The sequence below is a fragment of the Candidatus Omnitrophota bacterium genome, from assembly GCA_016209275.1.
Taxonomy (GTDB): domain Bacteria; phylum Omnitrophota; class Gorgyraeia; order Aquiviventales; family Aquiviventaceae; genus JACQWM01.
The window spans coordinates 1-26,593 of the sequence record JACQWM010000036.1 but is presented as its reverse complement, the minus strand read 5'-3'; the positions used below and the strand labels follow the sequence as shown (position 1 = coordinate 26,593).

General features: G+C 63.1%; 27 protein-coding genes, 4 tRNA genes, 1 other RNA gene and 1 riboswitch. Of the genes, 25 read left to right on the top strand and 7 right to left on the bottom strand.

What is annotated here, in order from left to right; translation table 11 throughout:
* The first annotated feature begins 26 nt into the window (after positions 1–26).
* A complete protein-coding gene (acpP, locus tag HY737_05290; protein ID MBI4597798.1) occupies positions 27–275 on the top strand; it encodes an acyl carrier protein in 249 nt (82 codons plus the stop codon).
* Between the two features lie 114 nt (positions 276–389).
* A complete protein-coding gene (gene fabF / locus HY737_05285; protein MBI4597797.1) occupies positions 390–1,622 on the top strand; it encodes a beta-ketoacyl-ACP synthase II in 1,233 nt (410 codons plus the stop codon).
* On the opposite strand, the gene HY737_05280 is transcribed toward fabF, so the two are convergent.
* The 3 genes from HY737_05280 to HY737_05270 form a co-directional block, all read right to left on the bottom strand.
* Entirely contained in the window at positions 1,619–3,673 is a 2,055-nt protein-coding gene (locus HY737_05280; protein ID MBI4597796.1) for a TonB-dependent receptor, read from the bottom strand. The genes fabF and HY737_05280 overlap by 4 nt on opposite strands.
* Positions 3,674–3,799: 126 nt before the next feature.
* Positions 3,800–3,991, bottom strand: a riboswitch (cobalamin riboswitch).
* 44 nt (positions 3,992–4,035) lie between these two features.
* On the bottom strand, positions 4,036–4,455 hold the full coding sequence (locus HY737_05275) for an exosortase system-associated protein, TIGR04073 family (protein MBI4597795.1): 420 nt from the start codon (positions 4,453–4,455) through the stop codon (positions 4,036–4,038).
* Positions 4,456–4,537: 82 nt separating this feature from the next.
* Positions 4,538–4,945, bottom strand: a complete 408-nt coding sequence (locus HY737_05270; protein ID MBI4597794.1) for a hypothetical protein — start codon at positions 4,943–4,945, stop codon at positions 4,538–4,540.
* A 143-nt stretch (positions 4,946–5,088) separates the two neighbouring features.
* Here HY737_05270 and HY737_05265 point away from each other — a divergent pair, with 143 nt between their 5' ends.
* Positions 5,089–5,487 (top strand): bifunctional nuclease family protein, encoded by a 399-nt coding sequence (locus tag HY737_05265; GenBank protein ID MBI4597793.1) that lies wholly within the window; start codon positions 5,089–5,091, stop codon positions 5,485–5,487.
* Positions 5,488–5,523: 36 nt separating this feature from the next.
* Positions 5,524–6,168: a histidine phosphatase family protein gene (locus HY737_05260; protein ID MBI4597792.1), complete on the top strand. Its 645-nt coding sequence runs from the start codon at positions 5,524–5,526 to the stop codon at positions 6,166–6,168.
* Here HY737_05260 and HY737_05255 read toward each other — a convergent pair.
* Positions 6,165–6,734: a YbaK/EbsC family protein gene (locus HY737_05255; GenBank protein MBI4597791.1), complete on the bottom strand. Its 570-nt coding sequence runs from the start codon at positions 6,732–6,734 to the stop codon at positions 6,165–6,167. The two genes, HY737_05260 and HY737_05255, sit on opposite strands and share 4 nt — an antisense overlap.
* Before the next feature lie 86 nt (positions 6,735–6,820).
* Here HY737_05255 and HY737_05250 point away from each other — a divergent pair, with 86 nt between their 5' ends.
* Genes HY737_05250 through HY737_05220 form a run of 7 tightly spaced genes read left to right on the top strand, consistent with a single transcriptional unit; the run spans position 6,821 to position 14,950 of the window.
* Positions 6,821–8,203 carry a GGDEF domain-containing protein gene (locus HY737_05250; GenBank protein MBI4597790.1) on the top strand — a complete coding sequence of 461 codons (1,383 nt, stop codon included), beginning with the start codon at positions 6,821–6,823 and terminating at the stop codon, positions 8,201–8,203.
* Positions 8,200–9,597, top strand: a complete 1,398-nt coding sequence (gene lpdA, locus HY737_05245; protein MBI4597789.1) for a dihydrolipoyl dehydrogenase — start codon at positions 8,200–8,202, stop codon at positions 9,595–9,597. Before HY737_05250 ends, lpdA begins: the two co-directional genes overlap by 4 nt.
* The gene (locus tag HY737_05240; protein MBI4597788.1) at positions 9,594–10,172 is read left to right on the top strand and encodes a M23 family metallopeptidase; all 579 of its coding nucleotides are present in this window, start codon (positions 9,594–9,596) and stop codon (positions 10,170–10,172) included. Before lpdA ends, HY737_05240 begins: the two co-directional genes overlap by 4 nt.
* Entirely contained in the window at positions 10,153–10,821 is a 669-nt protein-coding gene (gene pgeF / locus HY737_05235; GenBank protein MBI4597787.1) for a peptidoglycan editing factor PgeF, read from the top strand. The genes HY737_05240 and pgeF overlap by 20 nt, the downstream gene beginning before the upstream one ends.
* Positions 10,821–13,142, top strand: coding sequence for a hypothetical protein (locus HY737_05230; protein MBI4597786.1), 2,322 nt, complete (start codon positions 10,821–10,823; stop codon positions 13,140–13,142). Before pgeF ends, HY737_05230 begins: the two co-directional genes overlap by 1 nt.
* Complete coding sequence (locus HY737_05225; GenBank protein MBI4597785.1) at positions 13,139–14,401, top strand: hypothetical protein; 1,263 nt, start codon at positions 13,139–13,141, stop codon at positions 14,399–14,401. The genes HY737_05230 and HY737_05225 overlap by 4 nt, the downstream gene beginning before the upstream one ends.
* A gap of 15 nt (positions 14,402–14,416) precedes the next feature.
* The gene (locus tag HY737_05220) at positions 14,417–14,950 is read left to right on the top strand and encodes a gamma carbonic anhydrase family protein (GenBank protein ID MBI4597784.1); all 534 of its coding nucleotides are present in this window, start codon (positions 14,417–14,419) and stop codon (positions 14,948–14,950) included.
* Here HY737_05220 and HY737_05215 read toward each other — a convergent pair.
* The gene (locus HY737_05215) at positions 14,932–15,348 is read right to left on the bottom strand and encodes a YjbQ family protein (GenBank protein MBI4597783.1); all 417 of its coding nucleotides are present in this window, start codon (positions 15,346–15,348) and stop codon (positions 14,932–14,934) included. The genes HY737_05220 and HY737_05215 overlap by 19 nt on opposite strands.
* Before the next feature lie 12 nt (positions 15,349–15,360).
* Positions 15,361–15,442: transfer RNA gene (locus HY737_05210), tRNA-Leu, on the bottom strand.
* 83 nt (positions 15,443–15,525) lie between these two features.
* Between HY737_05210 and HY737_05205 the strand changes: the two genes are divergently transcribed.
* From HY737_05205 to rdgB, 8 genes are all read left to right on the top strand, one after another.
* A complete protein-coding gene (locus HY737_05205; protein ID MBI4597782.1) occupies positions 15,526–16,533 on the top strand; it encodes a D-alanine--D-alanine ligase in 1,008 nt (335 codons plus the stop codon).
* The gene (locus HY737_05200) at positions 16,526–17,371 is read left to right on the top strand and encodes a methyltransferase domain-containing protein (protein MBI4597781.1); all 846 of its coding nucleotides are present in this window, start codon (positions 16,526–16,528) and stop codon (positions 17,369–17,371) included. Before HY737_05205 ends, HY737_05200 begins: the two co-directional genes overlap by 8 nt.
* Entirely contained in the window at positions 17,371–17,853 is a 483-nt protein-coding gene (smpB, locus tag HY737_05195) for an SsrA-binding protein SmpB (protein MBI4597780.1), read from the top strand. The genes HY737_05200 and smpB overlap by 1 nt, the downstream gene beginning before the upstream one ends.
* Positions 17,842–18,241, top strand: a transfer-messenger RNA (tmRNA) gene (ssrA, locus tag HY737_05190). The genes smpB and ssrA overlap by 12 nt, the downstream gene beginning before the upstream one ends.
* A 97-nt stretch (positions 18,242–18,338) precedes the next feature.
* The gene (locus HY737_05185; protein MBI4597779.1) at positions 18,339–19,073 is read left to right on the top strand and encodes an N-acetylmuramoyl-L-alanine amidase; all 735 of its coding nucleotides are present in this window, start codon (positions 18,339–18,341) and stop codon (positions 19,071–19,073) included.
* 9 nt (positions 19,074–19,082) lie between these two features.
* Entirely contained in the window at positions 19,083–19,892 is an 810-nt protein-coding gene (locus tag HY737_05180; protein ID MBI4597778.1) for a glutamate racemase, read from the top strand.
* Positions 19,889–20,635 carry a ribonuclease PH gene (gene rph, locus HY737_05175; protein ID MBI4597777.1) on the top strand — a complete coding sequence of 249 codons (747 nt, stop codon included), beginning with the start codon at positions 19,889–19,891 and terminating at the stop codon, positions 20,633–20,635. The genes HY737_05180 and rph overlap by 4 nt, the downstream gene beginning before the upstream one ends.
* Complete coding sequence (gene rdgB, locus HY737_05170) at positions 20,628–21,290, top strand: RdgB/HAM1 family non-canonical purine NTP pyrophosphatase (GenBank protein MBI4597776.1); 663 nt, start codon at positions 20,628–20,630, stop codon at positions 21,288–21,290. The genes rph and rdgB overlap by 8 nt, the downstream gene beginning before the upstream one ends.
* Here the strand turns inward: rdgB and HY737_05165 are convergent.
* Positions 21,214–23,850 carry a DUF748 domain-containing protein gene (locus HY737_05165; protein MBI4597775.1) on the bottom strand — a complete coding sequence of 879 codons (2,637 nt, stop codon included), beginning with the start codon at positions 23,848–23,850 and terminating at the stop codon, positions 21,214–21,216. The genes rdgB and HY737_05165 overlap by 77 nt on opposite strands.
* 143 nt (positions 23,851–23,993) lie before the next feature.
* On the opposite strand from HY737_05165, the gene HY737_05160 reads away from it, so the two are divergent.
* From HY737_05160 to HY737_05135, 6 genes are all read left to right on the top strand, one after another.
* Positions 23,994–24,070 (top strand) — tRNA-Pro (locus HY737_05160).
* Positions 24,071–24,100: 30 nt separating this feature from the next.
* Positions 24,101–24,173, top strand: a tRNA-Arg gene (locus HY737_05155).
* 30 nt (positions 24,174–24,203) lie between these two features.
* Positions 24,204–25,496 carry a DUF748 domain-containing protein gene (locus tag HY737_05150; protein ID MBI4597774.1) on the top strand — a complete coding sequence of 431 codons (1,293 nt, stop codon included), beginning with the start codon at positions 24,204–24,206 and terminating at the stop codon, positions 25,494–25,496.
* Positions 25,497–25,542: 46 nt separating this feature from the next.
* Positions 25,543–25,616, top strand: a tRNA-His gene (locus HY737_05145).
* A 132-nt stretch (positions 25,617–25,748) separates the two neighbouring features.
* The gene (locus HY737_05140) at positions 25,749–26,069 is read left to right on the top strand and encodes a GIY-YIG nuclease family protein (GenBank protein ID MBI4597773.1); all 321 of its coding nucleotides are present in this window, start codon (positions 25,749–25,751) and stop codon (positions 26,067–26,069) included.
* Positions 26,070–26,106: 37 nt separating this feature from the next.
* Complete coding sequence (locus tag HY737_05135; protein ID MBI4597772.1) at positions 26,107–26,439, top strand: hypothetical protein; 333 nt, start codon at positions 26,107–26,109, stop codon at positions 26,437–26,439.
* Positions 26,440–26,593 lie beyond the last annotated feature (154 nt).

Genomic DNA, 26,593 nt, shown 5'->3' with positions numbered 1-26,593 from the left:
CAGGGCGGGGCAAGGAGGATTAGATTATGGCAGAGGCTGTTGCGGATCGGGTGCGGGCGATCATTGCCGAGCAGCTGGGGGTGAAGCTCGAAGAGGTGACCGATTCAGCATCGTTCGTGGAGGACCTGGGCGCTGATTCGCTGGACACCGTTGAGCTGGTGATGGCGCTGGAAGAGGAGTTCGGGATCGAAATCCCCGATGAAGACGCCGAAAAGATGGGTTCGGTGGGGGATGCGATCAAGTACATCGAGTCCAAGATTGCCAACGCCAAATAGCGTTTCCGCAGAATTGAGCCTCACCATAGGACGTCCCGCCTCGGCGGGACGTCACGCTTTTGATATCAGATATGAAATGGGCATTTCATATCTGATATCGCCTTGGCGGGTCAAATGAGACGAGTCGTGATCACCGGTTTAGGGGCCGTGACCCCGGTGGGCAATGCTGCGCCCGCGATGTGGGCGGCACTGCTGGCCGGCAAAAGCGGTGTGGCCCGCGTGGCCAGCTTTGACCCGAGCCTCCTCGAGTCGCAGATCGCCGCCGAGGTCAAAGGCTTTGACCCAGCCCAGTACCTCACCCCCAAGGAAGTCAAGCGCACTGAGCGGTTTACCCAGTTCGCGGTCGCCGCGGCGAAGCAAGCCGCCGCCGACAGCGGCATCCAGATCGAGCAGGAAGACCCCTTCCGCTGCGGGGTGATTATCGGCACGGGCATGGGCAGCATGAGCCTCATCGAAGAGTCCCACAGCATCATGCTCGCCAAAGGGCCGAAGAAGCTCACCCCCTTCATGATTCCGATGCTGATTTGCAACATGGGGGCGGGCCATGTGGCGATCAATCTTGGGTTCAAGGGCCCGAATTTCTGCACAACGACCGCCTGCGCCTCGGGCGCGCATGGGGTGGGGGAGGCGTTTCGAATCATTCAGCACGGCCAGGCCGATGTGATGATCGGCGGCGGGACCGAAAGCTGCATCACTCCGCTGGCGATGGGCGGCTTCTGCGCGCTCATGGCTCTCTCGCGCCGGAATGACGCGCCGATCGGCGCGAGCCGTCCCTTCGATCGGGAGCGCGACGGCTTTGTGATGGGCGAGGGAGCCGGCGTGCTGGTGCTCGAAGCGCTAGAACATGCCACCAGGCGCGGGGCGAAGATCTACGCGGAGATGGTCGGCTATGGAGCGACCGCAGACGCCTACCACGTGACGGCGCCGGACCCTGAAGGCAGCGGGGCGGCGAAAGCGATGGCGCTGGCCCTTGAGGATGCGCGCCTGCGGCCCGAGCAGGTGACGTACATCAATGCCCACGGCACGTCCACCGAGCTCAACGACAAGATTGAGACGCTGGCGATCAAAAAGACCTTCGGCGCGGCGGCCAAAACCGTGGCGATTTCATCGACCAAATCGATGACCGGCCATTTGCTCGGCGCGGCCGGCGGGGTGGAGGCGGCGATTTCGGTCTTGGCGATTCGAGATGGGGTCATGCCCCCGACGATCAATTACGAGCATCCGGATCCTGCGTGCGATCTCGACTATATTCCCAACCACGCCCGCAACGCCGCGGTGACCGTCGCCCTCTCCAACTCCCTCGGGTTCGGCGGGCACAACGCCACCGTCGTCTTCAAGAAATTTTAATAATCGACGTGGAGGCCCCACCGCACGCTGAAGGGCGGCATCGGATTTTCGCCGGCTCCTGTCGAGAAGTTTGAGCCATTGCTCGCCTGAAACGCCGAATATTCATTGTTGGCCAGGTTTTGAAACTTCAGGTACGCCCGCCCTTTCGCACCCCCGAACCGCCGCCCAAACGCCTCCGGCAAGTTATAGGCGAGGGTGAGGTTCAGCACGTTAAAGCCGTCGGCCGGAAACAGGTTTGCCACGTCGTTGATCCGAAAAAAGTGCTCGGCGATCTGCCAATCCAGATCCACCCATAAACCGGCAACGGGCGAGATGCCCACATTGATGTTGCCGAGGTGCGCCGGGGTGCCGGGAAACGTGTTGCCGGCGAATTGGCCTTTGCGGAATTCTGCATCGGCGTACGTGTAGGTCAGATGCGTATGCCAGCGTGCTTCCTCAATGCCGGCGGCCAACTCGATGCCAAATCGTTGCGTGTCGAAGTTTTGATTTTGGAAGATGAACGGGTTGCTGGGAATGCCCTGCACGAAGAGAATTTCGTCCTTCGTGGTCATGACAAACCACGCGGCATTGGCCCGCCACGGACCGGCTGCCCCGCGCGCGCCGATTTCATACGTATTGGCTTGCTGCGGCCGCAAGGCCACATTGCCGCGGAACTCCGAGCTGCGTGAGGCGAAATCATCGATGTTCGGCGCTTTAAACGGCCGGCTGAAGCTGCCGTAGACCCACAGGGCCTCGGGGAGGGCGGCGTAGGTCAGCCCGATCTTCGGCGACTTGCCCTCGAAGGTGAGCGTGCCGACGTAATTGACTTCGTTGAACAGCGCGTCAAACGCGACGATATCTTCCTCGAATCGGAAGCGGTCATAGCGGAACCCGCCCACGAGCGAGAGCCGGTCCCAGAGGGTCAGGGTGTCTTCCAGGTAGAGGCCGTAGCCGAACCGGTTGGACTCATCAACCCGCGTTCCGCCGCGCACGCCGGTGGACGCCTTGTCGTCGCTGAGCTCGATGCCGCTGATGAGCGCATTCGCCAGGTGAGGGCCGCGCGACTCGGACATGGAGCGGAGATTCAGGCCGCGGGATGGCGTGAGGGTAAACAATCCGCTGCGCCGCGAGTCCGCGGTCCATTGGCGCCAGTAGCCGTTGATCAGCCACGTCACGCCCTGCCAGGGTCCCAGCACGAGATCCGCCGACACCTGATCGATCTCATCCTCGAAAATCAGCACTCGGCTTTGGACCGCCTGCCGGCGGCGCGCTTCGGCCTGGGCCGGTGTGAGGCCGCCGGGAGAACTATTCGTATTCTCGCTGTGCAGCACGTTCACCGAGGCGCGGATGCCGCGGGCCACCTCGATACCGCCGTGCGATGTGACGGTGGTGGTGCGGGCGGCGGAGTATTCGCGATAGCCGGTCAGGAGATTCCTGGTGTAGCTGGTCCCGTACGTCAGCCGGCGGCTCCGGCCCCGGGCGGCCACCGAGTACTTCTGCCAGCCGAAGGAGCCGAACTCCACACCCGCCTCAGCGTCCAGCGGTTTCGCGCTGTCGTGTTTCGTGAAAATATTGATGACGCCGGAGAGCGCGCCCTCTCCGTACGTCGTGCCGCCGCCGCCCCGGATGATTTCAATGCGTTCCACCTGGCCGACGGGGAGGCTTTGCCAATGGACCTCATCGCCGGTGATGCGGTTTTGCCGCACGCCGTCGACGAGAACGAGCGCGTTCGTGCGGCTGTTATTGGCCACCCCGCGCAGGCTTAAGCTGGAGTCCGAGCCCAGGCCGTGGCCGCCGGTGTCCAGCACGGCCACACCTTCGGCGCTGGCAATCACCTCTTGGATCGTGGCAGCGCCCGAGCGCTGAATATCGTCGGCGGTGATGATGGTGGCATTGCCGGGAAACTGCGAGGCGCTGACCGAGCGGCCGGGAATGCGGGAGGGAGCGCGGAGCGATGGTTCGGCGTCAATCGATGGATGCTGTGATGCGGCCCAACTTGGAGGACTGATGAGCACACAGCACATAGCACATAGCGCATAGCACACAGCACATAGCAAGAACCCTCGATGCATCAGGATCTCCTTGTCCCGGTCCTCGGGGACGTCGCGGGAGGGAGTCGAGGGCCAACAAAAAAACCCTGACGGCCATTCGTCAGGGACAGTCCCAGTTTGCTACCCCTAGACTCGCTCCACGGAGCTGTAGGTTGTTGTTCGATGGGCGGGTCTTCTGGCTTGCCTCACCTCTCCTGCGCCTTCCCATCCGCCACGACAGGTTGCCGTCGTGTCAAGACAGTGGCTACAGCAGGAGCACAAGCTTAAGGCTCACAGCGGCGGGTCCGCGCCCGATTTGCACGGGCTTCCCTTCGCCGCACCGAACGTCCAATTGTCAAACGTCTTCGTACCTTACGCCAGCTGAGCGCGCGTGTCAAGCACGATTATGGCTGGTGGCGGCTTTTCATGCAGAGCGGGCAGTCCGTCGCGAAACGCACGTAGCCGGTGTTGGTCTTCGGCGTCCAAAAGGTCAGCACTTCGCCAAGACCGCTGAGCGTTCGCGTGACGGTATGCGCGATACCTTTGCCGATGCCCGCCACGACGTTGCCGCCGGCCTTCACTTCATCAGCCGGCTCGCGGAGCATCTCCGTCCATCCAAACACGGTGTTCGTGACCCCGCGAGCCAAGGTGCTGCCGGCTTTTTCCGGGTAGCCGGCCTGATCATTGCCGGCACGGCCGCAAATCGGGCACATGGCGGGGCGCGGCTCGGTTGCGGGGACGCGATCGGCGGTGGCGGCTGCGGCTATTCCCGCGCCCAGGGCCAAGCCGAGGGTGAGCGGTAGGATGACGATGCGCCGTGCCATGGGTGCTCCTTGACGGAAACACAACAAGCCCTTGCGCAAGCAAGGGCTTGTTGAGACGCGCAACAACAAAAACAAGAAGCGGTTACGAGCTCAACAGCTGAGTGCCGCCGTTGGGCAGCGGAGCATCCAGCTCCGTCAGCGGGAAGGTCACGGTATGGATCACGCCACCAACTTCGTTGCCGACAGCGTTGACCAAGCCCTTACCGATTCCCACAAACACATTGCCGCCCTCATCCGCTGCCTTTTTCGGCTCGAGGAAGATCTCGGTCCAGCCGACAAGCAAATTTTTGAGGCCGAAGCCGAGTTTAGCAGAGGCCCGATTGGACCATCCGGACTCCTGGGTCCAGGAACTGGCCGTGTAGTCTTTCGTCAGCGATAGCGTCATCTTCGCGCCGTCCGCTGCCTCACCAACCGCTGGAACAACGGCAAACGCCCCCATGAGTCCTAGCACCAACGCGGTGCTCCTCACCAAGCCAATGCCTTTACTCATTCCCACCTCCTGTGGTTGATTCGGAATTGTAGCACGCGCTGAGAAAATTGCAAGCGCCATCTTTCGCTGAACGCGGGCCTATTTGACACGTTTCGACGGCGCATGATACCATTGATCGTATGGAGAGCAATGGCTTAGTGCAGATGGAGGTCAGCAAAATCCGCATCGATGAGCGGCGGGGCGAGCAGGTGATTGTGCTCAAAGAGCGGGGCGGGCCACGCTTGTTGCCAATCATCATCGGGATTTCCGAGGTGACGGCCATCAAGATGAAGATCAGCGGCATGCAGCCGCCGCGGCCGCTGACCCATGACCTGTTGCGCGATACGATCGTCCAACTGGGCGCGACGCTGGAGCGGATTGTCATTACCCGCCTGGAGCTGAACACCTTCTTTGCCAAGCTCATCCTCCGAACGAAGGAAGGGGAATTCCGTGAAGTGGATGCGCGCCCCTCGGACAGCATCGCGGTCGCCCTGCGCGCCGATGCGCCCATCTTTGTCGCGGATGATGTTCTGCAGCAGGTGGCTTCCAGCTACGGCTTGTAACCGCAGATTGCCGCGCCGATTTCCGCTGATGATCAGATGAAACGACTCTACCTTGTGCGCCACGCGCAAACCGATTGGAACCAGGGAAACCGGATTCAAGGGTCCTCCGATATTCCGCTGAGCGCGTTGGGTCAGCAGCAAGCGCGGCAGCTGGGCCGCTACTTCGCCTCATCGCATCTGCGCAACATGGTGACGAGCCCGCTCGTGCGCAGCCAGCAGACGGGCGCCGCCATTCTCGCCGGCAACGGCCACGGGGTGGTCCCGGTGGTGCGCGAGGCCCTTGCCGAAATGCACCTCGGCGCGTGGGAAGGGCTCACCCCGGAGGAAGTGGACGCGCAATTTGCCGGCGCCTATGCCCGATGGCGGCGCCAGCCCTCAGCCGTGACGATTCCCGGGGCCGAGCCGTTTGAGCGCTTTCAGCGCCGGGTTCGCGAGGTGTTCGGGCACGTCATCCAGCACATCGGCGACGGCGAGCATGTCGTCGTGTCGCACGGCGGAGTGATTGCCTGTGTGCTCGCCGACCTCTTCGAGGCCACGTACGACGCCGTGCTTCGGCGGATGCGGTTAGATAACGCGGGGGTCACGGCGCTGGAATGCGGCGAGGGCACGCCGCATGTGCTGTGGGTGAATGACACCGCGCACCTCGAGGGGCTTCCGCACGAGGGCGTGGGCTGGTTTTAAGAGCGTCGAGGTTTCCTCTTCGCGCTCGGACGGCGCGCCGGCTTCTTCTTTTTTTTCGAGGAGGCGGCGCGTTTCTTTTTGGCCTTTTTCGGGCCGCCGATCGGCAGCGCAAACACGCCGATCGTCGGCTTCACGAGCCTGGCAAAATCCTCATAGGGCATCGTGATGGTGTCGGTGTGGGAGCCGGCGTTAAAGACGATCTGCGCCGATTCGCTCAGCAGCTTCTCCGCGACCACCGGCACGCCGTACAAATTGCCGAACGGGGACATGGCGCCGACTTCCACATCCGGAAATTGGGCTTTAATGTCGCTTTCCTTGCCGATGCTGATGGTGGCGGCCTTCAGCGCGGCCTTCAGTTTCTTCAGATCAATCAGGGCGACGGCCGGCAGCACGGCCAGGGCATTGCCGCGATTCGTCTTGACGAGCACCGATTTCGCGACGGAGCGCCCCGGCACATGCAAGGCGGCGGCCAGCTCCTGCGCGGTGTACGCGGTGGGGTGCTTCGCCGTGGTATACGTCACCTTCGAGGCGTTCAACAACTCCTGCAGTTTGCCGGAAATGGCCATGAGCTCCTCCACGTTTGTGTTGTGCACGTATCTTAGCGCAACTGGCCGCGCCTGACAACGGCCACCTATGGTAAAATTACGGTAGCATGACGTTCCTGCGCAGGGCGCTGCTGCTGCTGTTCGTGCTCTCCGTGGTGGTGGCGGCGTTTATCGTGATCGGCAACGCCGAGTTGTTGGATCGCCTGAAAGATTATCTCTGGACGATCCATTTATCCCTGCCTCTTACCGTCGGATTCGATGCCTTCCTGGTGGTCCTCACCGTCTCCAGCATCTTCGTCTGTTTTCTCCTGCTGAGTCTGTGCGTGACGCTGGTGGTGGCCGTCGCCGCGCGGCTGGCCCTGCGCAAGCAACACGAGCTGCTGCAGGTCGCCTCAACCAAGCGGGACGCCGATCGCCTCAAAGAGGAGCATCATCGGCACTATGAGCAGCTGGCCCTGATGGAGCAAACGCTGGCCCAGCGGCTGGATAAGCGCGTGCTGGTGCAGACGATCGTCGAGACGGCCAGCCGCGTGACCAGCTCGGTGCAGGCCAACAGCGTGGCGAGCCTCTGGCTGCTGCATTACGAGACGGAAACCTTCCGGTTTGAAATGGGCCGATACTGCGATGAAACCTTGTTCCAGAAAACAGAATTCCAACCCAACGAGCAGCCCTTCGCCCATGTGGTCGCCACGCAAAAGCCGTCGATGGTCTCGCAGCTGACGGACGAGATGGTGGCCGCCTTCCTGGCCCCCGACAAAGTCCGGCAGCTGCGGTCCGCCACGGCGGCGATGCTGATTCCGTTTGTCATCGAGGGGCGGGTGCTGGGCGTGCTGGTGATCTTCTGCCATGCGGACATGCTCAAGCAGTACGAGGAGCAACGGGCGTTTTATGCCGCGATTTGGGGCGAGCTGACCCTGGCCGGGGTGATTGCGATCCAGGGGGCGGTGACGATTCTGGATCGGCTGACCGGCGTCCACACGCGGGAATACTTCATGAATCGCCTGGTGCAGGAAATCGAACGGGCCAACCGCTATCAGCTGCCGGTGTCATTGCTCATGGTGGACATTGATAATTTCAAATTGGTCAATGACACCCTCGGCCATCCGCAGGGCGACGCCGTGCTGAAGATTGTCGCGAAGATCTTGAAGAAGGAAGTGCGCGCGATTGATCTCGTCGGCCGCTACGGCGGCGAGGAGTTCGTCGTCATGCTGCCGGAAACCGGCTTCGGCGAGGGGGGCGCGGCCGCCTCGGGCGCGATGGTCGTGGCGGAGCGGATCCGGAAATCCGTCGATGAAGAATTTCACGGCTTGCAGAAGCCGCTGAATCTCACGGTGAGCATCGGGGTGTCGGTGAGGCGGTTTCCCGAAGGCCGCGAAACCGATTATCGCGACCTGATCCGGATGGCGGATGAGCAGCTCTATCGGGCCAAGACCACCGGCAAGAACAAAGTCTGCGTGCTCTCGCCGGAAACCCCTGAGGCGATCCTGTGAGCGATTCCGCATATGATGTGGCGGTCATCGGCAGCGGACCGGGCGGGTCGGCCGCGGCCCTGACGGGCGCCCGCCGCGGCCTGCGGGTGTGCCTGATTGAGCGCGAGCACATCGGCGGGATCTGCCTGAATACGGGCTGCATTCCCACGAAGTCGCTGGTGACGGTGGCGACGATGGTGCGCCGGATGCGCCGCGCGCGCCAATTCGGCATTACGATCGGCGAGCCGCAGGTCGATTACCCGGCGGTCTTGGCGAGGAATCAGCGCATCGTCGCCACGCTTCGCGCGGGGCTGACGGATGTGCTGCGCCGCGAAGGGGTGGAGCTGCTGAGCGGCTCCGCCACGTTTGAGGATCCGCATCATCTGACAGTGGCGCGCCAGGGGCAGACGCAACGACTGAGCGTGCAGCGCGTCGTGATCGCCACCGGAGCACGGCCGCTCTCCGGCCCTTGGCCGATTGACGAACACCGCGTGCTGAGTTATCGCGGCCTCTTGGCCTTGCCGGTGATCCCCCCGTCACTGCTGATTATCGGCGGAGGCGTCATCGGCTGCGAGTTCGCCTCGCTGCTGGCGGCGTTCGGCACGCGCGTGACGATCGTTGAACAGCAGCCCCAACTGCTGCCGATGGATGATCCCGAAGCGGTGCGATGGGTCGCCCGCCGGTTGCACGCCGACGGGGTGACGATGCATGTGAACACGACGGTGACGCGCCTGGCCGCATCGGCGAACGGTGTGACCGCGACCCTGGCGGATGGCACGGACGTGAAGGCCGCCTATGCGCTCCTCGCTATGGGGCAGCGCCCCAACATTGAGTCGCTGCAATTGCCCGCGGCCGGTGTGGCCGCAGGGCGAGGGGTGACGGTTGACGCGTATCTGCGCACCAGCCAGCCGCACATTGCCGCCATCGGCGATTGTCTCGAAGGCCATGGGTTGGCGCATTGGGCCAGCGCCGACGGCCGGCTCGCGGTGGAGAATTTGCTGAGCGCTCAAACGCTCGCACCCGACGCCGCGATGATTCCTCGGTGCGTCTTCACCGAGCCGGAATTAGCGCAGGTCGGGCCGGTCGCGGTTGAGGGGCGCGATGTCCGGGTGAGCCGCTTTTCGTTTGGCGCGCTCGGCAAGAGTTATTGCGACGAAGAAACCGAGGGGTTCGTGAAGCTGTTCGTGGATCCGGCGACGGATCAGGTGCGGGGAGCCACCATTGTGGGGGCGCATGCCTCAAGCCTGATCCAGATGGCGGTGCTGGCGGTGCAGCAGCATCTCACGGCGAGGCAATTGGCGCAGACGATCACCGCCCACCCGACCTTGCCGGAGAGCCTCACCGAAGCGGCCGCGTACTTTTATGGCGAGTCGCTGTGCGTCGCCGCCCGCGCGCGGAGCCGGGCCGTGGCATGAGGCCCATCGTGCCGACCCGCGCCTCATGGTGGATGGGGCTGGTCGCCGGCTGCGGGGCGCTGACCGCCGCCATCGAGTTGCCGTATGTGAATTGGTATCCTGTCGTCGCCCCCATCGATGCGCGGCCGCTGGTGATTCGCCAGGACGCCGGGGGCGATGGGCGGTTCTTGGCTCCTCGCAGCGGGCATCGGCGGCATCGGGGGATCGATGTGGTCGCCGAGCTCGAGAGCCCGGTGCGCGCCATCCGCAGCGGCACGGTGGTGACGGTCGGCAGGCATCGCGGGCTCGGCCGGTATGTGGAGATCGAGCATCGCCGGCGCCTTCGGAGCCTCTACGCGCACTTGCAGACGGTCACGGTGTCGGAGGGGCAGCGGGTGGCCCAGGGTGCGGTCATTGGTGCCGTCGGGAAAACCGGCAACGCCCGCTTTGCTCGGATCGCGCCGCATCTGCATCTCGAAGTGGTGCGTGATGGCCAGCCGATTGACCCCGCGCGCCTCGGCCTGCGCCTCATCGAGCCGGCAGCGCCCGCGGGGTGGCCTGGTTCGCCGCTGACCGATGATGACGCAGGAGAATAGCGCGGGATGGCTGCGCCGCTTCGCCAGCGGCCGCATCATGGCCGGAATCACGACGCGCGCGGCCGGCGAGCCTGCGGCGCGATCGAGTGTTGCGACCGTGGCGGTTGAACAGGTGCATGGCGGCAGTCTGGCCATCGTGGGTTCGGCCGCGATCGATCCGTGCGTGATCGCCGGCTGCGACGCGTTGCTCAGCCGCATACCGCAGCAGCTTCTGACGGTCCGCACCGCGGATTGCGTGCCGATCTTTTTCGCCGATGCGGATCGGCACGTCATCGGAATTGCGCATGCCGGCTGGCGAGGGCTCCTGGCCCGCCTGCCGATGCGCATGGTGGCGGCGTTTTGCCAGAGTTTTTCTTCGCACGCGTCGCGCCTGCGGGTGGCCATCGGCCCGGCGATCCGGGTCTGTTGTTATGAGGTGGGGCCGGAGTTTCTCTCGCGCTTCGGCGCGTGCGTGGCGCGGCAGAGCGGGCGGTGGATGTGCGATTTGATCGGTGTTGCCACCGCGCAATTGCGCCAGGCCGGTGTGGCGGCCCACCACATCATCGACAGCGAACACTGCACCGGCTGCGAGCCCGACCAGTGGTATTCGGTCCGCCGGGAAGGGCAGAGCACTGGGCGCATGACGTCGTGGATCATGTTGAAACCATAATGCATCGGACGATCGGGGTTATTTCTAAACGGTTTGTGCGCATCGCGCCCGGCGAGGGGCCGAAAGTCCTCCTCACCTTCCTCTATTTCTTCCTGATCATCACCAGCTACTACGTCATTAAGCCGGTCAGCCGCTCGCTCGTGCTCGGCGAGCTCGGCTCGCGGATGGTGCCGTATGCGGATTTGATTTGCGCCGTGCTGATGGGGCCCATTGTGACGCTCTTCGCCAAACTCGTGGACCGGGTGCCGAAACCTCGGCTCATCAGCTCGTCGTTTTTCGTGATCATCGGCATTTTGCTCGTGGCCTGGCGGCTGCTGCTGACCTCGATGTGGTGGGTGGCGGCGGCCTTTTACATTTGGGTCGCGGTGTTCTCGGTGCTGGTCGTGACGCTGTTTTGGCTTGTCGCCAACGATTTGTACCGGCCCCGCGAGGCGAAACGGCTCTTCGGATTTATCGGCTCCGGCGGCATCTTAGGCGGCATTGCCGGTTCCTCGATTGCCGCCTTCGGCGCCCATGTGGTCGGCACGAAGCATCTGCTGCTGGTCTCGGCCGCCTTGCTGGCCATGTGCTGGCTGGTGGTGGAGCGCCTCTGGCGTCTGCTCCCGGAGCGCGTCCTGGCCAGCGAGCCGGTGGCGTCCGGCACGGCGCGCGCGCACCCGGCATCTTCGCATCCGATGGCGTTCGCCAAGCTGTTTTGGCATTCCCGCTATTTGCTGCTGCTCGTGGCGATGGTGGGGATCAATAAGATCGTCGCAACACTCGTGTACTATCAGTTGAACCCGTTTATCGAGCTGGGCTTTCCGACGGTGGATGCGAAGACACACTTTACCAGCATTTTCCTCGGCGGCATGAATGCGACGGCGTTCGTGGTGCAGTTTTTTTTGACGAGCTGGGTGCTGCGCCGGTGGGGCCTCGCGGTGGCGCTGCTGGTGTTGCCTATCGTGGACCTCTTCGGATCGGCCGGCCTGCTGCTGTTCCCCACGTTCTGGCTGGCGGCCGTGACCGAGCTGGGCGACGGCTCGCTCAATTATTCGCTGCAGCAGACCTCGAAGGAAGTCCTGTACTTGCCCATCGACCGATCGATCCGGTACAAGGTCAAGCCGTTTATCGACATGGTGGTGTTCCGATTCGGCAAGGGCGTGGCGGCGATTGCGGGGATTCTCATGCTCGATATCTATCATCTGCATCCAAAATATTTAAGCTGCCTGAGCCTCCCGCTCGTGGCGCTCTGGATCCTCATCGCGCTGCGGCTGCGGCGCGAATATGTGGGCACGATCCGCACGATGCTGCAGGCCCGCGCGGCGGCTCCCCGGCCGAAGGCCGCCGCGGAGGGTCCGGATGCCGGGCGCCAGCGGCTCTTTGCCCAGGAGCCGGGGAGCGAGCCATTCCGCTTGCTGGCGGAGGCGCCATTCGCGCGAGGAAAATTAGCGCTGGTCGACCAGCTGGTCCAGGGAGCGTCCGTGCCGCCGCCGCACGTGAAGCGCTTGATTGACGAGCTTTCGCAATACGACAGCCGGCTGGTCCAGGCCGCCGAGGTTGAGTCGGAGGCGCTGCGGCTGAGAGCCATCATCAGCGATCATCATACCTCGATGGCCAAGCGCCGCCAGGCCCTTCGCAGTTTGGCGCGGATTCCGGAGCAAGCCACGGTGGATTATCTCTTCAGCCTGATGGTCGTGGAAACGGAAACCGTGCTGCGCCATGAGGCCGTCCGCGGGTTGGTGAAGCTTCGGCTGCGCCATGCGCGCGTGGAATTTCCGGTGCCGCAGATCCGCCGGCAGATCGCCAGCGAAGTCGCCGGCTATCAACGGATTATGGATGTGATTAATGTGTACCGACGCCATTGCCGCGGTCCAGTCGCGGCCAATGACCCGATCATCGCCCTCTTGCGGATCCTCATGGAGGAATCCGTGGAGCAAGTGTTCCGCTTGCTGATGCTCATTTATCGGCCTGAGGATATCCACTTGGCCTACGAGCAAATGACCGTCACCGATGCGTATGTCCGCGCCGACGCCATCGAGTTGCTGGATAACCTGATCGATCCCGCCATGCGGAGCGCGATTTTTCCGATTCTGGATGAGGATCGGTTTCTCTCGGCGCTGGAAGACGCGGTTGGCGCAACCCAGGAGCCCACGACCGCGTATCGCATTCTGCAGCAGGCGATCTGGGATCACCACTGCTGGCTGAGCGTCACAACGCTCTGCGCGGTCGGGCGGTTGCGCCTGACCCCGCTGCGGCAAGAGCTCGAGAAAGCCTCCCGGCATCCGACCCATGTGATCTCCAGCGCCGCCAAAGTGGCGTTGCATTTAGCGAGTCAATCGTGATTGCTCGGCGCTATTTGCTATCTGCTATTTGCTATCTGCTCGTCGCCGGATGCGCCAGCTGGCCCCGGGCGTATGGGGTGGCACCCTGCTGCATTGCCACGAAGCCGCATGTGATCAAACAGCCTGTCTGGTGGCATGTCTTGGATGTCGCCGTGCTGGAGCCCTTGGAATTTCCGTTGCGTCTTGGCCGCCCGCTGAGAGCCTGGGCCGGCTCACCGGTGCGAGCCCTGAATCTCTCCTCGGGACGGGTGGCGGATAGCGCGTTTTTCACGAATCGGGACATCGCAAGCACCCCCCCGGAGCAGATCCGATGGGGCCCAAGCACGCCGGAGGATGTGCCGCGTCCGCCGGTGACGATCACCAAATCCAAGATGGAAGGCAAAACCGCGGGATTTTTCGTGACCGATGCCAACGGGCAGCGATTCCTCCTGAAGCTGGATCCGGTGGCGGCGCCGGAGCTGCTCTCCGGCGCTGAGGTCGTCACGAGCAAGCTGCTGCATGCGTTGGGGTATCATGTGCCCAGCTATGAGATCGCCCGGCTCTCGTGGGATGATGTGCGCATCGCGCCCGGTGCCGCGTGGAAGGGGCCGCTCGGTCTTGAGCAGCCCTTTACCGAGTCGCACCTGCACCAGCTGCTGGATGAGCGGTTGAGCCAGGGAACGTTTCGGGCCTCCGCGAGCAAAATTCTGGAAGGCACCGTGCTGGGCCCGGCGCGATTTAAGCGGTTCCGCGATTGCGCGGAGATTCGCGCGTTACGGCTCGCGTTTGCCTGGGTCAACAACATCGATACCAAAGATCAGCAGACCCTGTTGGTCTGGGATGGGACGAAGACCGTGGGCTACCTCCTCGATTTCGGCACGTCGCTTGGGGCGGATGCGGGCCGTGGCGGGCCGAAGCATCCGTGCGCCGGGTGGACCAGCGTGGTCGATCTGCGGCAGGCAGTCGTGAAGCTGCTCACCTTCGGGATGCGTCACCCGACCTGTGACGCCACACGCGAGCCCTTTTCGGCGGCGATCGGCCTCTTTTCGCCCCAGGCGGATCCGCAGCGCTGGAAACCATATGTGCCCAATATCGCCTTTGAGGCCATGACCGAAGACGACGCCGACTGGATGGCGCGACGGATGAGCCAGCTCTCCGACGCGCGCATCGCCGCCGCGGTTTCGGCCGGGCAGTACAGCCACCCGGCGGATGCGGCCTATCTCACACAGACGCTGATACAGCGGCGCGATGCCATCGTGCGGCGCTACCAAGATGATTGAACAGCGGAGGCACTCATGATGTGGCCCTATCAGGGACAGTCCCCAATCGTGCATCCGACGGCGTTTATTGCCCCCAGCGCTGACGTGATCGGCCGCGTGCGCGTCGGCAAACACGCCAGCGTGTGGTTCAATTGCGTCCTGCGCGGGGATGTGAACCGCATCGAGATCGGGGAGGCGACCAACATTCAAGATGGATCCATCCTCCACGTCGACAGCCACGCCCCCTGCCTAATCGCCCACCATGTGCATGTGGGGCATCATGCGAATCTGCATGGGTGCGTCGTGGAGACCGGGGCCTTGATCGGCATTGGATCGATCGTGCTCAGCGGAGCGCGGATCGGAGCCGGGGCGATGGTGGGGGCGGGGAGTGTGGTGCTTGAGGGCACGAAGATCCCGCCGCGGATGCTGGCCGTCGGGGTACCGGCGAAGGTGGTGCGTCCTGTCACGGCCCGCGATCTGAAATATATTACGGGTTGGGTCGCCAAGTACGTCCGCCTGGCGGACGCCTATAAAAAGGGGTCTGACCCCTTTTATTCGCCGAGCAGTTGAATGACGAAGGATCGGGAACGGGGACGGACGTCGAAGTCGATGAGGACGATCTGCTGCCAGGTGCCCAGGGCCAGCTTGCCGTCAACGATGGGCACCGTCAGCGACGGGCCGATGAACGAGGCGCGAAGGTGGGAAAAGCCATTGTCATCCCCTCCGCTTTCATGGTGAGCATACCGTAAATTTTCAGGAAACAATCTCCGCACCGCCTCTTTCAAGTCTTTGACCAGCCCAGGCTCATATTCAATCGTCGTGACCCCGGCCGTTGAGCCGGTGACAAAGACCGTGGCAATGCCCTGACGCAGCTTCGCTGTGGTGACCGCTTCCTGCACCCGATCCGTGATGTCAATGCAGTCATCCCGGCCTTGCGTGCGGAGAGATTCGCTCTGGGTAGTGATCATCGGAAATTACAATGCGGAGGGGGGGAGTTGAACCCCCAAGCCTTTCGGCACAGGCTTCTGAGACCTGCGTGTTTGCCAGTTTCACCACCACCGCGCATCGACGATTATATGATATCAGATATCAAATGGCCATTTCATATCTGATATCGCTTTTGGAGTGGTATAATCGTCGACGCAATGAGAATAGGACTGACATTTGATCTGCAAACCGATCCAGGCGATCCTCAGCAGGCGGAGTTTGATCCGCCGGCGACGATTGATGCCTTAGAGCACGCGCTGGCGAGCCTGGGCCACGAGGCCGTGCGCCTAGGAAATGCGTCCGAGCTGTTGGCCGCGCCGGAGCGCTTGCGCGATGTTGAACTGGTCTTCAACATCGCGGAGGGGAATGGCAGCCGATGCCGCGAAGCCTGGGTGCCGAATCTTCTTGAGCTGCACGGTATTCCTTATGTCGGATCGGATGCCTTGGCCTTGATGATCGGGTTGGATAAAGTCTTGTGCAAGCGGGTGGCCATCACGTCAGGAATTGCGACGCCGACGTGGTTGAAGATTGACCATCCTCAGGAATTGCCCGCAGCCATGGGCCTGCGGTTTCCCCTCATCGTGAAGCCTCGCTACGAAGGGTCCGGGCGGGGCATCGACGCCGGAGCCGTTGTCCATGATCAGGCTGCGCTGCGCCGGCGAGTGGCGTGGCTCTGGCAACAGTGCAGGCAGCCGATGCTCATTGAGGAATATATTTCCGGCGGAGAAGTCACGGTACTCGTCATCGGCAATGATCCGCCGCAAGCCTATCCGGCGATTCAGCGGCCGATTGATCCGGTCAGCGGCCTGTCCTGCCATGTGGCGGGGTCAGCCGGCCCTGTCGAGCATCCGTTGACGTTGGATCTGGCACTCGATCATCACGCGCAGGCGGCCGCCGTGGCGATGTATGAGGCGGTGTCCTGCCGCGACATGGCGCGCGTGGATTTCCGCGTCGATGCCGCCGGGCAGCTCTTTTTTTTAGAGATCAATCCGCTGCCGTCGTTTGATCCTGCCGGCACGATCGGCCTGCTCGCTGAGTATCTTGGCATCACGTATCCAGAGATCATCGGCCGCATCCTCGACGCGGCCTGGTGCCGTGTTCAAGGCGTAAGGCGATATCAGATATCGAATTCGAGATCTGATATCGATCGGCTAGGCGATGAGTAATTCTGAAGTCTACAACTATCCCGCCTATTACGCCCTGGGCTACCGCTGGAACACCGAGGCGGAGTGCGATTTTATCGAGGCGTGCGTGAAGGCGCACGGGCCGGAAGATGCGACACGGCCCCTCGACTCCATTTCTGTCGCTCGGGGCCGTCCCGAGCGAGCAACGCGAGTCGAGGGACGGCTCCTCGATATCGGCTGCGGGGCCGGGCGGCATCTCATCGAGCTGGCGAAGCGCGGGTTTTCGATGACCGGGGTGGATCTCAATCCTGAGATGATCGCGTATGTCCAGCAGCAGGCGCAGGCGGAGGACCTGACCATCGCCGCGTCAGTTGATGATTTGCGGCATCTTTCGATTCGCGGCACCTTCGATGCGGCCTACTGCGTGATGGATACCTTTCGGTTTTTGCTGACGTCCGAGGAGATCGTGGCGCATCTGCAGACGGTGGCGCGGTTGCTGGCTCCCGGCGGCTTGTATCTGCTCGACTTCTGGGTGCCGCGCCAATGGGATCAAATCGGCAACGAGGTCTACCAGTGGGAGCAAACCGAGGGCGAGACCACCGTCCGCGTTTTTTACCTGCAGCATCCGGAGACGGCGGATCCCATCGCCCAGACGTTTGAGGACGAGCTGGTCTTTGAAGTGGAAGAAGGCGGGGAAACGAAGACGATCCGCGGCGGCCCCACCCGCACGCGCTTGATTCTGCCCCAGGAGTTCCGCGTCCTCGTGGAGCATTCCGGTGCTTTTGCGCTGCTCTCCATCTATGGGGATTTTCATCTCACCCAACCCCTGACGGCCGAGGCGCTGTCCTGGCGGATGATCAGCGTGCTCAAGAAACGCTGATGACATCTGCGAAGGAGACGCCAGAGGTCTTCGCCACGAACCATAAGGCGCGGCGCGACTACGACATCGTGGAAACGTTCGAAGCCGGTATTGCGCTGCGGGGCACGGAGATCAAATCCATCCGCCAGCATCGGGTCAGCATCGACGACAGCTTCGCCCGCGTTGATGGGGGCGAGCTGTTCCTGTATAATATGCATGTCAGTCCGTACGCCCAGGGGAATCGCTTTAACGTTGAGCCGGTGCGGCTGCGCAAGCTGCTGATGCACCGCAAAGAGATTGACCGCCTCGAAGGGCTCCTGACGCAAAAGCGGCTGACGCTCGTGCCGTTACGGTTGTATCAACAGCACGGGTTGGTCAAGGTTGAGCTGGCCGTGGGCAAGGGAAAACGGGTCTTTGAAAAGCGGGACCGAATCCGCGAACGTGAAGCTGCTCGAGAAATCCAGCGGCTCGTGCGCCATCGCCAAAAACATGGGGGCGATTAGAATCGATTCGGGCTCAAGAGTTGCGAGGGGCATGCCGAGGTGGTCAGGAGGCCTCGTAAAACACCTGACAGCATCACAAATGCCAACGCAAATCGCGTTGCAAACGTCCTCGGGACCAGAATGCCGGCCCCGATGGCGTTCTCGCCGCTCCTGAACTAATCTTCAGGGGCGCCATCTGCTGAGACGGCCTGCAGGTCAGCGGGTGGTACGAGCAGGCTGGCGGCCGTTTTCGCGATTGAGGACGGCCGCGAGGAACACATCGATCGCTAGTTCTGGAGACGCCGGCTCCGTAGACGGGCCAGGACGAATGCTCAGCGCGGAGCTACGCATGTAGAGGGCTCACGCTCTCGGACCGAAGACGCGAGTGCAAATCTCGCCGCCTCCACCATTTACCATCTCTCAGTATTGAGTGTGGATATTTCGCGTTGAAAAATCCTACCTGTGTGTTCCTGCTGGGGTCACTGGTTGCCGCGGGGTGCGCCTCAGTGCCTCATCCGACGATCGCTGTTCCCCTGCGCAGCCCGGTGACGCACCGCCAAGCCCCGTTACCAGGCCCGATCCAGCGCATCGTGGTGGATGCCGGCCATGGCGGCCACGATCCCGGGACCTCCCACCATGGCTTGCAGGAGAAGCATCTTGTCCTCGACATGTCCCGCCGTTTGCGAGATCAACTGCGCGATGCCGGGCTTGACGTGACGATGACGCGGGAGTCGGATCAGTTCATCGCCTTGGAGAAACGACCGGCGGTGGCCAATCGCCTGGGCGCAGATCTCTTTGTCAGCGTCCATGTCAATGCGAGTCCCAATAGTCGAAAGATTTCCGGCGTCGAGGTGTATTATCCCCGCGTGTCGGTGGTCTCCTCATCCAACTGGCCCGCCTTTCTCTCCCCGAATGAGATTGGCACCGCCTCGCCCGACGTGCGCCAGGTGGTGTGGGATCTCGTGCTGTCAAAAACCCGTTCGCAATCACGGCGGCTCGCCACCGCCATCTGCCGCAGCATGCGAACCCAATTGCGCATTCCGTGCCTGGGGGTCAAGGCCGCGCGGTTCGTGGTGTTGCGGGAAGCCTGGATGCCCTCGGTGCTCGTGGAGGTCGGTTATGTGACCAACCGCGAGGAGGCCGGGCGCCTCGGCACCGCCGAGTACCGCCAGGCGGCGGCGGAAGCGATGGCGGAGGGGATCGTCTCGTACGTTCGGGAATTGGGAGTGCAACATATCTGAGGTGATGGGATGAAAGGCTCGCGGCAGCCCATCGGTGTTTTCGATTCCGGCATCGGGGGGCTGACGGTCGTGAAGGCGCTCATGGAGGAGCTGCCGTCGGAATCGATCGTGTATTTCGGCGACACCGCCCGCGTGCCGTATGGCACGAAGTCCAAGACGACCATCGTGAAATTCTCCCTGGAAAACGTGGAGTTCCTGCTGCGCTTCGGGGTCAAGTGCATCGTGATTGCCTGCAACACCTCCTCTTCCTGGGCGCTCCCCACCCTGCGGAAATATTTCAAAGTGCCGATCATCGGCGTCATCCGGCCCGGAGCCTTGGCGGCGGTGCGGGCCAGCCGCACGAAGCGCATCGGCGTCATCGGGACGAACGCCACCGTCCATAGCGGCGCCTATGAAACGGCGATCCATCGCCTGGATCCGGCGGTGAAAGTGTTTTCTCAAAGCTGTCCGCTGTTTGTGCCGCTGGTCGAGGAAGGCTGGCTCAATGGCCTGATCTCGCGGCACATCGCCGAAGAGTACCTCGCGCCGCTGAAACGCCGCCGCATCGACACGCTCATTCTCGGCTGCACGCACTATCCGCTGCTCGCCTCGACGATCCAGCAGGCCCTTGGGTCCCAGGTCACGTTGGTCGATTCCGCGCGGCAGACCGCGGCGGAGGTCCGCGGCGTGCTCTCGGGCGCGGAGACCCTGCGGGACCAGCAGGGCGCTGCGCGTTACCGGTTTTTCGTGACGGATGAGCCGGCGCACTTCAGCCGCATCGGACATCGATTCCTGGGGCACGTCATTGAAACCGTCGAGCGAGCCAACGGACATCCATGAGCGCACGACCAGACGGACGGACCGCACAGCAATTGCGCCGCGTCGCATTGACCACCGGCACGATGAAATTCGCCGACGCCTCCTGTCTGGTGGAATGGGGCGACACGAAAGTGATTTGCACAGCGACGATCGATGAGAAAGTGCCTCCCTTTTTGCGCAACAGCGGCACGGGCTGGGTGACCGGGGAGTACGGCATGCTGCCGAGATCCAGCCAGCAGCGCATCGAGCGCGAGTCGATCCGCGGGCGCGTGGGCGGACGCACCCACGAAATCCAGCGGCTGATCGGCAGGAGTTTGCGCTCGGTGACGGATTTGGCCGCGCTCGGTGAGCGCAGCATCGTGATCGACTGCGATGTGATTCAAGCCGACGGCGGCACGCGCTGTGCGAGCATTACCGGCAGCTTCGTGGCCCTGGTGGAAGCGTTGCGCCTATTACGCAAGCGCGGATTGATCACAGCACTCCCGATCAAAGATTTTGTCGCCGCCACCAGCGTGGGGATGGTGAAGGGAAGCCCGATGCTCGATTTGAACTATGCGGAAGATTCGCTCGCGGACGTGGATATGAATGTGGTGATGACCGGCCGGGGACAGTTCGTGGAGGTGCAGGGCACCGCCGAGCATTCGCCATTTACCTCAGCCGACCTCGCCACGCTCCTGCGTTTCGCCAAGGCGGGAATCAAGGATCTGCTCCTCCTGCAGCGCCGAGCCCTCGGCGTGTCGTCGCTGCGCGAGCTTCATGCTTGAGATCGTGATTGCCAGCCGCAATCGCCACAAAGTCCACGAATTGAAGCGGCTGCTCGCCGTGCGCCATGCGCGATGGTGCTGCCTCAGCGATGTGGGTCCTGTGCCCGCCATTCGCGAAACCGGCGCCACGTTCGAGGCGAATGCGATCAAAAAGGCGCGCGCCGCCGCCAAGGCCACAGGGCGTTTGGCGCTGGCGGATGATTCGGGGATTGAAGTGGACGCGCTCAAGGGCGCTCCAGGGGTCCGATCCGCTCGATGGACCGGCTCCCACGGGAATGATGCGGCGAACAATGCCAAACTGCTGCGGCTGCTGCGCGGGGTGAAGCGCCCTCGTCGTGGGGCGCAGTATCGGTGTGTCTTAGCGCTGGCCTCACCGGTGAGAGTGCTCGCTGTTGCGCAGGGGCGTTGGCGAGGGCGGATTGCGGCAGCACCGCGCGGGCATCGGGGGTTCGGCTATGATCCGGTGTTTTTCCTGCCGCGGCTCAGCCGAACCGTTGGCCAGCTGCCGGCGGCCGTGAAACAGCGGATCAGCCATCGAGCGATCGCGGCCCGCCGGATGCGCCGCGCGCTGACGCGCCTTATTGGGTCGACGGGTTCAGAAACGCGCCGAGCAGCCCTTCGAGCAGCGCGCCGCCGGAGGGCGAGAGCTGCTTGAAAATCTCTTGGGTGGAGAATTCAAACCGGTACTTCGGATCCTCGAGCGTTCCGGTCAGCCGGTGCCGGCCGATGAGCCGCCGAAACCGATCCAACTGTCCTGCCGCCTTGAGCACGGTGCTCGCCAGCGATCCGGTGGTTGGCGCTTGCAGAATCACTTGCTCCGAGAACTCCGGCTCGATCACGAAATCCAGCGTGCGGTCAAGGCCCGCGCTGCCGGCGGCGTAGATCGCCACGGGCTCCGCGCCCGCAAGGCCGGTCAGGCGAAGATCCTCCGTCCGGAATCGCTGATCCGCAAGCCGCCAATGCAGCGCGGCCTGTTTGATTTCGGCGCGCCGCAGACTGTCTAATCCCAAGCGCTCGCCGAGCACGCCGAAGAGTCCTCGAAACAGCGCATCCAGCAGCGGCATGTCGCCGAGGCGATCTCCCGTGGCATTGAGCCATCCTTCGCCGCGCCAGCTCTCGCGCTGCTCCCAGGTGCCCGTGACCAGCAGATGGGATGAGGCGGTGCCGGCGATCGTCCGCGATTGCAGGGCCGGGACCGCTTTGGCCAGGCGATCGAGCTGAAGACCGACGAGATCGCTCTCCACGGCGTAGCGATGCTCCGTGGGGCGCTGCGCCACGGTCAATTCCCCCCAGTACTTGCCGCCGGCCACATACGCCGAGGGGATGCGCGCGCGCAGCAGCCCGCCGCTCTGCTCAACCGCGACCGTGATCTCATCCAGAGGAATGCCTCGGATGCTGACGGTGTGCGCGCGCAGGCGCGTGTGCAGGTCAGCGGCTTCCCAGGCTGAGAGCTGCCCGCGGAACTGCGCTTCCACATTGACGAGCCCGCGCGGCTGCCACGCGGCGAGCGCTGAGAGCTTCGCGTACGGCACCTCCGCCAGCTCTGAGAGCTCGACTGTGCCGATGGCGTCCAATGCGCTCGGCGCGGCGGCGGTTCGGCCGATGGTTCCGGTGACTCTGATCTGCGTCGCGATAAGGCTCAGGCGGCTGTCGTCGATGGCAAACGTTCGCGGCGTCATGCGGCCGTTGAGGACGAGTTGCCCATGTGAAAACGCGATGGTTCCGGCGACGGTCAACGGCTCAAGCGGGCTGACGACCGCGTTGATCGTGACCGGCTCGCCATGAAGGCGGACCGAAACATTCGAGAGATCGACGCGATGGGGGGCGATGAGGGCAGCGCCATGCGCATGCTCCAGGCTCACGGAGGGCGTGATCAGCGTGGCATCCTGAAATCCGATCCGACCGGACGGCTGAAGGCGTGTGACCGGGCCGATGAGCTGCACATCAAGCTCTGCCAGCCCGCGCAGTTGCTCAAGGGAGATCGAGGATGGCAGCCATGGCCGCACGGCGTCCAAGGGCAGCGTGCCCTCGACATGCAGGTTCAGCCGGGTCGGGGTGGTCAGCTCCACGTCGCCGGAAACGGCCAGGGGCTGATGGTGCAGCTGACCCTTCAGCTCTTCGATGGACAGATGCCGTCCGAGCGCATCGAGGTGTAGCGTTCCGGTCACGTTCGTGAGCGGCTCCGGGAGTTTCGGACCGTTCACCGTGATCTGATGCAGCGCTGCGCGCGCGAGACAATCCACAGGCGCTGAGGGTTCGAAAACGGCGCGGCACACAAGGCGAACATCCGCCAATCCCGTTGGTGTCCACGGCGCAAAGATCTGGGGCAGGGCCGCGGCGGCCTCTTCGATCTTCACCGTTGAGGTGAGCAGCGTCTCCATGCGCATGGGCGGCTGTGTGGTGATCGTTCCGCTGGAGTTCCACGGAGCCCCCAGGGCCGTCCCGGTCAATTGTTCCCAGGCGATGAGCGCATTCGTGACGCGCACGGCTCCGTGCAGGCGGCTGATCGCGCCGATGGTCGGCACGCGGGTGACCTCGGCCTCTTGGAGCGCCACCACAGCCTCGATGTTCCAGGCCCCGCGATCGATTGACGGCGAGGTGAGCGCGCCCTCCGCGGTGATCCGACCGCGCAGCGTCCCTGTTGGCGTGACCCATTGGACGGCCGCGCCCTCAAGGCGTCCCGAGATGATGGTTGAAGCCGGCGTCGGTTGTCGCAGATGCAGATCCGCTCGAAATCGGCCAGCCTGTAATGAGGACGGGACGTACTGGTTCAGCGGAGCCTTCAGGGAGGCGAGGTCGATCTCATCGGTGCGCAGATCAAGCGCGGCCGTTCGTGGCTTGACGGCGACGCGTCCTGAGACGGACAACGTCGTCGCACAGGGATGCTCCAGCACGATCGTTCCGCTGAAGCGCGCTTGGCGCCGGAAGACGAGCAGCGGCCAGTTCACGTGCACCTGCATGCGGGGGATGGCGGCCCATCGCTCATGCGTGGCGCGCTCATTGACCACGACGCGCTCCAGCAGCATCCCGTGCAGCGGATGGTAGCGCAGGGCGGCGATGGTCACCTCAATCGGCGCGCTGCGCTCTAGTTCTCTCATGAGCAGCGCCTTGCCCCCGGTGGGCAGCCACGACGCGAGGACATACCACAAGATGAGGGTGCCAAGGAGCACGACACTGATGACGATGGCCACAACCGTTATGAGGATGCGCTTCATTCCGTGGTCATTATAGCAAGGCTAATGACAGGGAAGAATCCGATATGTTAAGCTTACAAGTCTCTACACGAATACTGCCGGGGCGTGGCTCAGCTTGGTAGAGCGACTGGTTTGGGACCAGTAGGTCGTCCCGCACACACAACCGGGGAGTAGCTCAGCTTGGTGGAGCGCTTGGTTTGGGACCAAGAGGCCGTGGGTTCGAGTCCCACCTCCCCGACCATCAGCGTGTGTGCGGGACCGCCCCGACCGTGCGCCCGTAGCTCAATCGGAAGAGCAGCGGGTTTCTAACCCGTTGGTTGGGGGTTCGAGTCCCTCCGGGCGCGCTTCCTCTGCTGCTCCTATGAAGACGTGAGATGAAACGTCCGCGCGTGTGGATTCGCGCGCTGGTGCTTGGCTGCGGCGCACTGCTGCTCGGCGAATACATTGCGCTGACGGTGCTGGCACCAAGGTATGTGCTGCGCGCCATCCGGCAGCTTGCAGGCGGCGCTGTCTCCGTGGGCCGCGTGCGCTTGTCCCTGCCATTTACCTCGACGCTCAGCCACCTTCGGCTGCGGACCAACACGGAGGAGCGCGCCTTCGCGATCCAGCGGGCGACCGTGGTCCCGCGGCGATTCTCCATTCCGACCAAGACCTTGTGGATTGACGCCGTGACGATTGACCAGCCCGTCATCCGCGCCACGCGGACCCGCGAGGGCGCTTGGCGCTGGCCCAGCGTGTCGCCGCCAGGGGGTGCCTTGCCAGCGCCCGCCGGCTGGCAGCTCTCCATCGATTCGCTCCACATCGTTGACGGCTCGCTCATTTTTGTGGATGAGCAGCCGGCCAAGCCGTTTCACGGCATGATTGACCACCTCTCGCTGTCGGCGGGACCCATCACGGCGCCGCTGCGCGATCTGCCGATTAGCTTTGCCGTTCGCGGGGAGCTGGCGGGAGATGCCGGGCACGCCGCGCCCTTCTACTGTTCGGGCTGGATCGCGCCGGTCGCGGGGGATCTGCAGGGGTCGTGCCAGCTGGAGCCGCTGCCGATGGCCGCGCTCGAGTCATACTTGCGCGGGCCGCGCCGGATTCGCGTCTACGGGACGACGCTGCAAATCACCAGCCAGTGGTCGGCCGCAGGGAATGTCTTGCAGGCGAAAGTGCAGCTCGAGTTGGGGCATTTAACCGGCGAAGATTTCTCCGTGAGCGGTCGGACGATCTTTGACGTGAAGCAATTCGGCAGGAACCGGGAATTCTCGCTGCGAGGCGAAATCAATCTCATCGGGCCGATGGAGCAGCCGCAGGCCTGGCACGCGGAATTCGTGGCGGGGGATGACCAGGTGCAGAGCATGACGAACCGATTGCTCGATCGGGGGGTGGAAATAGTGCAGCTGCCGCTGTGGGGTCATCGGCTGAATCTCAGCTTAGTGCCGGCCACCGAGGCGACGATGACGGAGATCGAGGCGACCAGCAAGCAGATTAAGGAAGCGTTGGAGGTGCTGGCGATGCCGGCCGAGGAGCCATCGCAAGCACCGGTGGAGCTGCCGAGCGTGCCAGCGATCGATGACGCGGTCCTTGTTCCGCCTCCTTCCGCCCCATCGCCGCCGACGGCGCCGTCATCGCCCGCGCCTTCACCGGACACGTCCGCTGGGCAGTTGCCGGACGGCGCCTGATCAGGTAAGATACTCACCACCCTTCCAATTGATCCTGTCCTTCATGGTGGGCGTAGCTCAACCGGTTAGAGCACCAGGATGTGGCCCTGGGGGTTGGGGGTTCGAGTCCCCTCGCTCACCCGCCTTCTTCGCCGCCTCACTTTCGTGAGGCGGCTTCGAAGCGCTTGCTGAGGGGCGGCGAAGAAGGCGTTGCTGCGAAGCTGCTCCGGAGCGCGAAGCGCGTAGGAGAGCGAAGCAGAACAGAGCACACTCATGCATTACGTCTATATCCTCCGCAGTATCAATCACCCGAAGCGCCTCTACATCGGATGTACGCGAGATATCGAGAAGAGGCTCGTTGAGCACAGTCGGGGTGATGGTACTTACAGCAAGACCTATGCTTCGTGGGAGCTTGAAGCGTATACGGCTTTTCAGGATCAGCAAGTAGCTGAGAGATTCGAGCGCTACCTCAAATCCGGCTCCGGCCATGCGTTCCTCAAGAAGCGATTACTTCCGAAGCTTCCATCAATTCTGCACCCAGCGCAACCGGAGCAACACACCGTGCCACTCCGGCACGGCGCGTTGGTGTTCTGAGACGTATTGTCCAGGCTGAGCACACCTGACATTTGGCGTGCCGGGCTCCGTCGCCAACTCCAGCCATGCTGGCATTCCGTGGCTCAGATTTTTGCGCCGGACCCTTTGGCCGACCGTCCATTTCTGGCCGTTCGATGGATGGGTACCGAAGTCCGGCGTCCATGTGATCGCGGAAGTGTATCCGCGTTTCTGGCGCGGCCGCTATCCAGCCGCAGGACGGACATCGGACCAGCAGGATGCCTACACCGTCAGCCGCTGGCTGCAGGAAGCCGATCTGGCGGGCGATCTGGCGCCGCTATTTCAGCCACCGCTGACGGCGGACGAACGGGCCGTCGCAGACCTCGAAGGCTGGATTCTCGGAGTAGCATGAAGCGAGGGACGGGGTTTATCATGTCAGAAAGATGGCAGATATGTTATACTTTATATGATAATAGTGCCCTGTGAAGGCACTAATTTGAATAATAAAGTAACTAATACTTGACTATAATGCTAGTTTAGATGCAATATATGCACTGAGAGGGCAT

What these genes read in the sequence shown, in the direction of transcription:
- acpP (MBI4597798.1), top strand. Translation starts at nt 27, where the DNA reads ATGGCAGAGGCTGTTGCGGATCGGGTGCGGGCGATCATTGCCGAGCAG.
- fabF (MBI4597797.1), top strand. Translation starts at nt 390, where the DNA reads ATGAGACGAGTCGTGATCACCGGTTTAGGGGCCGTGACCCCGGTGGGC.
- HY737_05280 (MBI4597796.1), bottom strand. Translation starts at nt 3,673, where the DNA reads ATGCATCGAGGGTTCTTGCTATGTGCTGTGTGCTATGCGCTATGTGCT.
- HY737_05275 (MBI4597795.1), bottom strand. Translation starts at nt 4,455, where the DNA reads ATGGCACGGCGCATCGTCATCCTACCGCTCACCCTCGGCTTGGCCCTG.
- HY737_05270 (MBI4597794.1), bottom strand. Translation starts at nt 4,945, where the DNA reads ATGAGTAAAGGCATTGGCTTGGTGAGGAGCACCGCGTTGGTGCTAGGA.
- HY737_05265 (MBI4597793.1), top strand. Translation starts at nt 5,089, where the DNA reads ATGGAGGTCAGCAAAATCCGCATCGATGAGCGGCGGGGCGAGCAGGTG.
- HY737_05260 (MBI4597792.1), top strand. Translation starts at nt 5,524, where the DNA reads ATGAAACGACTCTACCTTGTGCGCCACGCGCAAACCGATTGGAACCAG.
- HY737_05255 (MBI4597791.1), bottom strand. Translation starts at nt 6,734, where the DNA reads ATGGCCATTTCCGGCAAACTGCAGGAGTTGTTGAACGCCTCGAAGGTG.
- HY737_05250 (MBI4597790.1), top strand. Translation starts at nt 6,821, where the DNA reads ATGACGTTCCTGCGCAGGGCGCTGCTGCTGCTGTTCGTGCTCTCCGTG.
- HY737_05240 (MBI4597788.1), top strand. Translation starts at nt 9,594, where the DNA reads ATGAGGCCCATCGTGCCGACCCGCGCCTCATGGTGGATGGGGCTGGTC.
- pgeF (MBI4597787.1), top strand. Translation starts at nt 10,153, where the DNA reads ATGATGACGCAGGAGAATAGCGCGGGATGGCTGCGCCGCTTCGCCAGC.
- HY737_05230 (MBI4597786.1), top strand. Translation starts at nt 10,821, where the DNA reads ATGCATCGGACGATCGGGGTTATTTCTAAACGGTTTGTGCGCATCGCG.
- HY737_05220 (MBI4597784.1), top strand. Translation starts at nt 14,417, where the DNA reads ATGATGTGGCCCTATCAGGGACAGTCCCCAATCGTGCATCCGACGGCG.
- HY737_05215 (MBI4597783.1), bottom strand. Translation starts at nt 15,348, where the DNA reads ATGATCACTACCCAGAGCGAATCTCTCCGCACGCAAGGCCGGGATGAC.
- HY737_05205 (MBI4597782.1), top strand. Translation starts at nt 15,526, where the DNA reads ATGAGAATAGGACTGACATTTGATCTGCAAACCGATCCAGGCGATCCT.
- HY737_05200 (MBI4597781.1), top strand. Translation starts at nt 16,526, where the DNA reads ATGAGTAATTCTGAAGTCTACAACTATCCCGCCTATTACGCCCTGGGC.
- smpB (MBI4597780.1), top strand. Translation starts at nt 17,371, where the DNA reads ATGACATCTGCGAAGGAGACGCCAGAGGTCTTCGCCACGAACCATAAG.
- HY737_05180 (MBI4597778.1), top strand. Translation starts at nt 19,083, where the DNA reads ATGAAAGGCTCGCGGCAGCCCATCGGTGTTTTCGATTCCGGCATCGGG.
- rph (MBI4597777.1), top strand. Translation starts at nt 19,889, where the DNA reads ATGAGCGCACGACCAGACGGACGGACCGCACAGCAATTGCGCCGCGTC.
- rdgB (MBI4597776.1), top strand. Translation starts at nt 20,628, where the DNA reads ATGCTTGAGATCGTGATTGCCAGCCGCAATCGCCACAAAGTCCACGAA.
- HY737_05165 (MBI4597775.1), bottom strand. Translation starts at nt 23,850, where the DNA reads ATGAAGCGCATCCTCATAACGGTTGTGGCCATCGTCATCAGTGTCGTG.
- HY737_05150 (MBI4597774.1), top strand. Translation starts at nt 24,204, where the DNA reads ATGAAACGTCCGCGCGTGTGGATTCGCGCGCTGGTGCTTGGCTGCGGC.
- HY737_05140 (MBI4597773.1), top strand. Translation starts at nt 25,749, where the DNA reads ATGCATTACGTCTATATCCTCCGCAGTATCAATCACCCGAAGCGCCTC.